This is a genomic window from Thermosphaera sp., from assembly GCF_059755995.1.
The window spans coordinates 1-7523 of the sequence record NZ_DBOUKL010000038.1; the positions used below are offsets into that span (position 1 = coordinate 1).

A 7523-nucleotide genomic window follows, 5' to 3' on the forward strand; every position below is an offset into this window, starting at 1 on the left:
GAAATACAGTGGATGGTAACCCATAGGTCAAGGTATTTTGGCCTTGATAAAAGCATTTATTACGGCGACGGCGTTGTAACCGGGTTTGGAAGAATTGACGGGAGAAACGTTTACGTGTACGCCCAGGATTTCACAGTGCTTGGAGGAAGTATAGGAGAAGCCCACGGGCTCAAGATCGCTAAGACCATTGAGCAAGCCGTTCAAAACGGCTTTCCAGTAATAGGTCTGTACGATTCAGGAGGAGCTAGAATACAAGAGGGCGTTGCATCGTTAAACGGGTGTGGTAGGATTTTCCACGCTAATGTCAACGCTAGCGGAGTCATCCCACAGATAGCGGTAATACTTGGACCATGCGCCGGCGCCGCATCCTACAGCCCAGCGCTAATGGACTTCGTAATAATGGTGAAGTCCTCATACATGTTTATCACGGGGCCAGAAGTTGTGAAAGCCGCCACAGGGGTTGACGTGAGCTTCGAAGAGCTTGGAGGTGCTGATAAGCATGGAAGCATAAGCGGTGTCGCCCACTTCGTCGCTAGCGATGAGGAAACAGCTTTCATGCTTGTCAGAAAGCTCTTATCCTTCCTACCTAACAACAACTCGGAGGATCCTCCCTACATTCCATCGGACGACCCGGTTGACAGAAGGAATGATGAGCTCTACGAGGTGGTTCCGACAGACCCTACCAAGCCTTTCGACGTCCGCGATGTGATCAAGAGCATAGTGGATGATGGCGACTTTCTCGAGGTACACGAGCTATACGCCCCCAGCGCAGTAGTCGGCTTCGCGAGGCTTGGAGGATACACTATTGGAGTGGTTGCAAACCAGCCTGCTGTGAACGCAGGGGTCATAGATATTGACTCCTCGAACAAGATAGCCCGCTTCGTAAGGTTCTGCGACTCTTTCAACATTCCAATCCTCACACTGGTTGACACGCCGGGCTTCATGCCCGGTGTCGACCAGGAGCATGGCGGGATAATAAGGCACGGCGCTAAAATCCTTCATGCCTACAGCGAGGCAACCGTTCCCAAAATAACTTTAATCATGCGGAAGGCATACGGAGGAGCGTACATAGCGATGGGGAGTCAGTCACTGGGCAGCGACGTGAACTTAGCCTGGCCCACGGCCGAGATAGCCGTCATGGGCCCGGAGGGGGCTGTTAGAATCCTCTACAGGAAGGAGATTGATTCGTCCCCTAACCCGCAACAAGTCGTTGAGCAGAAACTGAGAGAGTACAGGGAGGTTTTCGCAAACCCCTACAGGGCTGCGGAACTAGGCTACGTGGACGACGTTATCGACCCAGCTGAGACTAGGCGGGTCCTGTATAAGTATCTGCAGATTTTAAAGGATAAGAGAGAGGAGCACGCGATGTACCTGCCCAGGAAGCACTCAAACATTCCGCTATGACTTCCTCAGTTTGATAATAGGATCTCCTTTTTTAACAGCCTGCCCAGGCGTCACATACACGTTCTCCACAACACCCTTTATGTTTGTTTTAACCTCCACAATCATCTTCATAGACTCCATTAAGGCTACAACCGTGTTCTCAGCCACCTGGTCGCCTACTTTAACCTTCAATTCGAGAATCTTGCCCGATATTGGGGCTTGAACCACGTTCTCTGCAACTGCCTTCTGCACCATCTTACCCTCCTTGCCCACCTTTCCTCCCCCTGGAGCCTCCTTGACGGAGGCGACACATACCGGTTCCCCATCTATAAGCAGCCTTTCTGATAATACAATACTGTACTCAACCCCGTTCAAATCCACCACATACCTGTCGCCATGGTTTCTCAGCAGTTTCAGCCTGAAAACCTCTCCCGTATCAGCATCCTTCATCAGGACGGTATTGCCTTCCTTCCCTTCAATGATAATGTTGAACTTCAAACCCATCTTCGTTGAAACAGTATATGCTTTCACGCTTGCTCCCCTTAACCCTATTGAAATGTATGGTCTGATAAAGTTAAATTTTTATTGTTAAACGTAAAATAATATACGGTTATATATTTGGGAGGGGTAATACGTGAGCTCCCTTAAAGAGAGAGAAGCCTGGGCTACAAAAATAGGTCTAATCCTCTCAATGGCTGGCAACGCTGTAGGGTTAGGCAACTTCTGGAGATTCCCAAGATTGCTGGCAGCCAACGGCGGCGGAGCATTTATGATACCATACTTCATCGCTCTCCTACTGCTCGGTATTCCACTAATGTGGGTTGAGTGGGCAACTGGTAGGTACGGTGGAAAATACGGCCATGGAACCCTGGGCCCCATGTTCTACGTTATGGCTAGGGAAAGCGTTAAGCCGAGGAAGGCGTTAATATTCGCTATTATCGGAGGCATGTTAGCATTCTCCGTCACCACGCTACTTAACTCATACTACATCCACGTGATTGGCTGGACAGCCGCATACTCAATATACAGTGCAACAGGAGCATACTATGGTGCCGACACGGTTAACTTCTTCTTTGACCATGTTAAAAACTTCCCAATGGTCATGGCTACATGGCTTATTCCAATGATCCTATTGTTTATAGCAGCCTTCAGAGGGGTTTCAAAAGGCATTGAAGCCTTCAACAAGGTGATGATGCCCTTGCTATATGTCTTCGCTGTATTGCTAGCCATCAGGTCAATAACGATTGGAAGCCCCGTCCGACCTGACTGGAGCTCTTTCACAGGCCTCAACTATATTTGGAAACCTGACTTTGAGACTTTATCTAGGAACTTCTGGGTGATATCCCTAGCTGCAGCGGGACAGATATTCTTCACGCTCAGCCTTGGTATGGGTATCATACAGAACTATGCATCCTATATTAGAAAAGGCGACGATATTGCACTCTCAGCTTTGACAACAGCCTCGTTGAACGAGTTGGCAGAGGTTATAATTGGAGGTAGCATCGCCATTCCAATAGCTTACGCTTACTTAGGGCCTGAGGTCGTTAAAAGCGGTTCACTCGGCTTAGCCTTCATGGCCCTGCCGAACGTTTTCACCTCTATGGGGGAGGTTGGAAGATTCTTCGGCACTATATGGTTCCTCCTGCTGTTCTTCGCGGGCTGGACATCAGCGATTGCAATGTACAACTACCTGACAGCCCTTCTAGAGGAGGATCTGAAGATTAATAGGAGGATTGGAGCAGTAGTAGTGTTCCTAATATACTTAATGCTGGGATTACCGGTAGCCCTCGACCCTTCGCTCACTTACTTCGCTGAACTAGACAACTGGGTAGGGTCATACCTGCTCGTAGTCCTTGGCTTGTTCGACGTGATAGTGGCTGTTTGGCTGTTTAAGCCGGATAATCTGTGGAAGGAGTTGCATGAGGGGGCTTTGATGAAGGTTCCAGCATTCTTCAAATACGTCTTAATGGTGTTAACGCCTATCTACATCCTCATTCTACTGGTTGGGACAACCATAGATTACTATAACCAAGGAGTCTTCGCACAAGCAGACCCATTAATCGTTCAGGCTAGGATAGCGATCATCATAATCCTCGTATTAGGAGCCGTTGAAACCTACCTCGCTATCTCCAGGAAGTACAGAGAAGAGCTAGCGAAAAACCAGGTAATTGTAAGAGCAGAGTAAGGGTGGGAATATGGATCCTGATGCACTTGCATTCCTGATCGGCTCGTGGCTATTCATTATAATACTAGTGGTTTACTGCTTCGCAAAGCTGTTCAAACCAAAGAAATAGTTTTTTACCACTCCACCTATTTCTTTTTTCGTGGACAATATGGATTCTACGAGCTACTTAAGAGAGGTCTCAGAAAATCTCGACAGGCTCGTTAAGAACAAAAAGCTAAGAAACCTGGAAAAACTAGAGAAGGATTTCAGCCAGGCCAAGGAGGCAGTGGAGTACAGTATTCGATACATGGTTAGAGACAACGTTGAATACGCTAAAAGCTTAAGACAGAAAAGCTTCGAAATTCTTTCAAAAGTAGAGTCCTTTAGCCAAGACTTCGTGCCTAAGTCATTGCTGGAGGATTTGAAGCTGTTTCTGAAGTACTGCAGGATGAGTGTTTATGAGTTTACTGACAGGATTAAGGATGTTCGCAGAGCTTACCGATCATACCTGTGGGGCATGATCATTTTCCTTCTACTTGGAGGCACTTACCGGATGGAGTTTGCTGTCTCAGCAATAATCCTAGCATTCCCAATAATCCTTGCGATGGGAGGCTTGAGGAGAAGGAGGGCAACCGGGTTAATGCTTGCATACGCTACAATGCCGTTGCCGATGGTTATCTTCGTGATGATGCTAACCTACGCTCTTTACGCTTTCAATAATCCTGAGGAAATATCTTTCATAGCCTCCGCCTACGGGACTTCGATAGAGACTGCCTACCTGCTTATAATTCTAGTCTCCCTAGGTAGCTTCATTGGTCTTTTCCTGCTCTCATATGCGTTGAAAAAGTTGGTGGAAAACCGCTATGCGTTTTTCTGAATTCCTAGCCAAGGAGTCTGAGGAAAATCCCCAGATCGTAAAGGTTTCTGAAACACCTGCAGGATGCATCATAGGATGCGAACCCAATTACAGATTTTTCCTCAGGTTCGAGGACGGCTACAATGCTGTCCACGGGCCCGTATTTCATCACAATGCTTGATTCGAACACGTCTCTCCCATAGAGGAAGAGCTCTGAAGCCTTACTAGAGACCACTATGGCTGCTCTAAGATAATTCTTTTCGAAAATCTTTTCTACAAGGGCTGTCGAAGGTAGCAGTCTTTTTCCATGGAAAAGCCCTATCCAGGAGCCCTCGTAAATGATGCGAGCCTCGACCAACTCGCGGGAGGTACTCCATAAGAGGCACTCTCTGTCGAAACACGTTGCGTAATTGTGCCCGCATAAAAATTCGTCGAGATCAATCATCCACAACCTTTTCGTAAGAGCCTTCAACCTGCTTAACCATTTAGCCGGGGCAGGGAACACTTTCAACGCGGAGGTCAGAAACCTCACCACCTGGTTTTTCTCAGCAAGCAGGTTGTAAACCCGAAGGTTCCGTGAACATGTGGCCAAAGCCTCACGCATTTACCAAGCTCTTCGTGGAACGCTAAGGTGCCGTAATGTTTAATCCAGGGGGAGTACTCTAAGAGATTAACAGGCGGAGGGATCACTTCCACATCCCCTCTCCTATCAAGTATTTTAGAGACAACATACTCGTTCTCCTCCGGCGCAATACTGCATGTAGAGTAAGCTATAACTCCCTCGTCATCCAGCATATCGATAAGTGAGTCGAGCAGTTCAATCTCCCTCTTAACCATCAACGCAAGCTCGTAAATGCTTGTGCGAAACCTTCTCCCAGGGTCAACCGATATCCTTCCCTCCCCACTACACGGCGCGTCTAGGAGGATTCTTTCAAATCTCCTGTTGAACACCTTGGAAATTTTTCTCGCATCACTCCACGTTACCACAACATTCTCAAAACGCATTCTAGCGAGATGCCCGATCAGGCTTTTCAATCTTCTCAAAACAAGATCGTTAGCGTAAACCAATCCCTTCCCGTAAACCCTCTCTGCCAGGAAAGTTGTCTTCCCGCCTGGTGCTGCGCAAGCATCCAGGACATCCCCACCATACTCGTGGGTTAAGAGGAGTACTGGCAGGAGGCTTGAGGAATCCCTATGCAAGTAGTAATACCCCTTCAAATACTCTAGAGTTGCGCCTGGACTAGGATACTCAGGGGTTTCCAGAATTTTGAAGGCACTATCACACCATGATATTCTCTCAAGCCTGAAGCCTTTAGCCTCCAGGAAGGATTTCAGCTCATCGGGATCGATCAGGATAGAGTTGACACGTATTACAGGTTTAACTGGTTTTTCAAACGATTTCAACATTTCAACAGCTCCTTCCTCACCTAGCATCCTAATATATCTCTCAGCCATGTATGGTAGAACCCTGTATTTCGACGAGAGTTCAAAGGCTTTTTCAGACGGTTTAACAAATATTTCCTTCAAGATTTTCAATACTTTTTCTCCCAACTAAACCTCCATTAGAAATACTGTGGTTTTCTCATAAAATTGTTAACGCCAACCCAGTGGCGAATCCCGCGGCTAAGGCTAATGCGAAGCCGAGATACCAGTACCCCATTATCCTGGCAACCAGCTTCAAGTTCACGTTCCCAATACCCTTCGCTAACCCGACTCCTGTAATACTCCCTATAACCAATCCCGTCATTGAGCTCGGTAAGCCCATTCTGGTAAGGAAGAGCGTGGTTAGAGAAGCCGAGAAGTTAGCAATGAATGCGGAGTCATTGTTTAAAACGGTTATCTCCTCTCCAATAGTCCGGGCAACCCTCAACCCCCATGTTACAATCCCTGCTGACAATCCTCCAGAGCATATCAAAAGGATAAGCGGATTCACTGTCAAGCCATCCTCAGGGATAGAGTTCAAGGACAATGCTGCAATGACCCCGGTAAACGGTGCTGCAGAATTAGCAACGTCATGAGCCCCATGTGTGAAAGCCATCATTCCTGATGACAGGACTAGGGCTTCGGGAGGGAATACTCTTCCAGAATCCATCTCGAACGTGCTTGAAGATCTAATAGTCTTGATCAGTGAATATATCGGGAGAGCGTTGAGAATTATTAAAACCACTATCACTGCATACCAGTAGTATTCCAAGCCCGCAGACGGTAGTAGTAGCAGTATTGATGAAGCAATGAAAATGTTGAGATAAGTCAATACTAAAAGAATAATCATCCAGGGTTTCCTGAACCCGATGAAAAACTCGTAAAGCTTGTAGGAGAGAAGCCCAGCTATTATTCCTAGAATAGGCAGGACAATCCATAGAGCCAGAAGTCCTGAGAGAAGCGCTAAATTAGTACCCCTACCCCCCGTGTTGCCTAGTGAGAAACCTGTTAAAGCACCTATTAATGTCTGAGTGATACTGAAAGGTATTCTCCTCCTCGTTACGCTGAAAATTAGTAGGAAAGTGATAAACATCGCAACGGTTAACCCGACCGCGTAGGAAAGAGGATTGAAATCAACCGGATTAACCACTTTCCTCAAAATCGTCTCAGATATGAAGCTCCCGTATAAAACTCCTCCAACCAGTTCTGCAACCCCTGCTACGATAAGGGCTCTTCTAAGAGGAAGGGCTTTAGCCCCTATCAGGGTTCCCAGACTATTGCCGGCATTATTGGCTCCATCTATCCATGCTAATAGGAAGGCTACCGCGCCGGCTATTAATACGCCAACAATGTTTATCGGTAGCACTTTCTATTCATCTCGTAAGCCATCTAGAAAACAAATTCTTTTTAACCAACCCGATATAAAAACTTTACCAGTAGAATGGGGTTTGAAGAAAAGCTATTTGATTACCAGGCCTTTTAAGCTTCTAACCCATTCCTCGGTTGCCTCGGAAGCAAAGGCCGCTGCCAGCTTCGACGCGTTGTAAACGTCTTCCAGATCCAATACTTCCACCGGGCTGTGAATGTATCTGGAGGGGATGGATATCGTCCCAGCCGGCACGCCCTCCTTGTTCAACGCTATGATGGAAGCGTCGGTGGTGCCCCCTGGGACAACGTCGAGCTGGTAAGGTATCTTAT

Annotated in this window: 7 protein-coding genes and 1 pseudogene; 3 read left to right on the top strand and 5 right to left on the bottom strand. The window is 47.3% G+C overall.

The features are described 5' to 3' along the window. Positions 1-1404 (top strand): acyl-CoA carboxylase subunit beta (locus AC3OH0_RS04080; RefSeq protein ID WP_498344849.1); only part of this gene is annotated, 1404 nt, incomplete at its 5' end. On the opposite strand, the gene AC3OH0_RS04085 is transcribed toward AC3OH0_RS04080, so the two are convergent. Continuing rightward, the gene (locus AC3OH0_RS04085) at positions 1399-1914 is read right to left on the bottom strand and encodes a biotin/lipoyl-containing protein (protein WP_498344850.1); all 516 of its coding nucleotides are present in this window, start codon (positions 1912-1914) and stop codon (positions 1399-1401) included. The two genes, AC3OH0_RS04080 and AC3OH0_RS04085, sit on opposite strands and share 6 nt — an antisense overlap. 160 nt (positions 1915-2074) lie before the next feature. Between AC3OH0_RS04085 and AC3OH0_RS04090 the strand changes: the two genes are divergently transcribed. Together AC3OH0_RS04090 and AC3OH0_RS04095 are read left to right on the top strand one after the other, a co-directional pair. Beyond that, the gene (locus AC3OH0_RS04090; protein ID WP_498344855.1) at positions 2075-3568 is read left to right on the top strand and encodes a sodium:neurotransmitter symporter family protein; all 1494 of its coding nucleotides are present in this window, start codon (positions 2075-2077) and stop codon (positions 3566-3568) included. 148 nt (positions 3569-3716) lie between these two features. Then, positions 3717-4424 (top strand): alpha-glucosidase, encoded by a 708-nt coding sequence (locus AC3OH0_RS04095; RefSeq protein WP_498344851.1) that lies wholly within the window; start codon positions 3717-3719, stop codon positions 4422-4424. A gap of 4 nt (positions 4425-4428) precedes the next feature. Here AC3OH0_RS04095 and AC3OH0_RS04100 read toward each other — a convergent pair whose 3' ends face one another. From AC3OH0_RS04100 to AC3OH0_RS04115, 4 genes and pseudogenes are all read right to left on the bottom strand, one after another. After that, positions 4429-4938 (bottom strand): hypothetical protein, encoded by a 510-nt coding sequence (locus AC3OH0_RS04100; RefSeq protein ID WP_498344852.1) that lies wholly within the window; start codon positions 4936-4938, stop codon positions 4429-4431. After that, positions 4932-5954, bottom strand: coding sequence for an RsmB/NOP family class I SAM-dependent RNA methyltransferase (locus tag AC3OH0_RS04105; protein ID WP_498344853.1), 1023 nt, complete (start codon positions 5952-5954; stop codon positions 4932-4934). The genes AC3OH0_RS04100 and AC3OH0_RS04105 overlap by 7 nt, the downstream gene beginning before the upstream one ends. 31 nt (positions 5955-5985) lie before the next feature. Continuing rightward, a complete protein-coding gene (locus tag AC3OH0_RS04110) occupies positions 5986-7191 on the bottom strand; it encodes an inorganic phosphate transporter (RefSeq protein WP_498344854.1) in 1206 nt (401 codons plus the stop codon). A 93-nt stretch (positions 7192-7284) separates the two neighbouring features. Next, a pseudogene (locus AC3OH0_RS04115) lies at positions 7285-7523 on the bottom strand (M42 family peptidase); the annotation flags it as partial.